We start from the raw sequence: 1,296 nt of genomic DNA, 5'->3' as shown, positions 1-1,296 counted from the left end.
TTGGGACTGCTGCACGATCAGGTGACAGGTTGGGTCACGCAGCCTGAGTAGCTGGCGTGGTCATGATGGTCTCGAACTCTATGGGGGTCAACCGTCCGAGAGTGGCTTGGCGTCGGCGTCGGTGATAGGTCCGCTCGATCCAGGTCACGATCGCGATTCGCAGCTCCTCACGAGTCGCCCATCCGCGGCGGTCCAGGACGTTCTTCTGCAGTAGCGCGAAGAAGCTCTCCATGGCCGCGTTGTCCCCGGCCGCACCGACGCGGCCCATGGACCCGACCAGGTCGTGACGGTTGAGGGCGTGGACAAACTTGCGGGACCGGAACTGGCTACCGCGGTCGCTGTGGACCACGCAGCCTGCGACATTGCCACGACGGGCGACAGCGTTGTTGAGCGCCGCAACCGCGAGCCGGGACTTCATCCGAGAATCGATGGAGTAGCCCACAATCCGGTTGGAGTGCACATCCTTGATCGCGCACAGGTAGAGCTTGCCCTCGCCCGTCCAGTGCTCGGTGATGTCGGTGAGCCACAGCTCGTTGAGGGCAGCGGCGGTGAACTCATGCCGAGTCACGCCGTGCTTGTCGACCACCGCGCACAGGTCGTCGTGGACCGACGGACCGGGCTTCTTGACCTTGCCACGTTTGGGTTTGCCGAACGCCGACCACCAGCCCAACTGCGAACAGATCCGCCACGCGGTCCGCTCGGCCATCGACTCACCGGCTTCCCTGGCCTCATCGACCAGGAACCGGTAGCCGAACTCCGGATCATCCTTGTGGGCGTCGAACAACGCGTTGGCGCGATAGGCCTCGGCCAGTTCGGCGTCGGTGACCGGGTCGGCGAGCCAGCGGTAGTACGGCTGGCGCGCGATCTTCAATACCCGACACGTCACCGTGACGGGGATCCCGTCGCCGGCCAACTCGAGGACGAGCGGGTACATCATTTTCCCGGCAGGTTCGCCTGCGACAAGTACGCAGCGGCACGGCGCAGGACCTCGTTCTCCTGCTCCAACAGCCGCAGCCGCTTGCGCAGCTCGCGATTCTCAGCGTTCTCACTCGCGCTGACGCCCGGCTTCACGCCGTCCTCGACGTCGGCCTTCTTCAACCACGAATACAAAGTGGTGAAGTGGATCCCGAAGTCCTTCGCGACCTGAGAGAGCTCAACACCAGGCTCACGGTTCCTCGCGACACGAACGACGTCGTCGCGGAACTCTTGGGGGTAGGGCTTGGACACGGTGAACATCCTTCCAGCCCAACCACTCGGTTAGGCAGATCGGTTGTCACCTGTCCGTGCAGCAGTCCC

General features: G+C 64.0%; 1 protein-coding gene. It reads right to left on the bottom strand.

The features are described from left to right. Positions 1 to 34 precede the first annotated feature (34 nt). Positions 35 to 1,227, bottom strand: a protein-coding gene (locus NJ4_RS24810; protein WP_407668099.1) for an IS3 family transposase whose coding sequence is annotated in 2 segments (ribosomal slippage) — positions 35 to 940 and positions 943 to 1,227 — 1,191 coding nt in all. Because the reading frame shifts where the segments join, the coding sequence is not laid out codon by codon here. Between the last annotated feature and the right edge of the window lie 69 nt (positions 1,228 to 1,296).

It is taken from the genome of Nocardioides jensenii JCM 1364 = NBRC 14755 (assembly GCF_001552535.1).
GTDB lineage: Bacteria > Actinomycetota > Actinomycetes > Propionibacteriales > Nocardioidaceae > Nocardioides > Nocardioides jensenii.
Note: the sequence above shows the minus strand (reverse complement) of the source record. Positions and strands in the feature narration are given on the sequence as shown.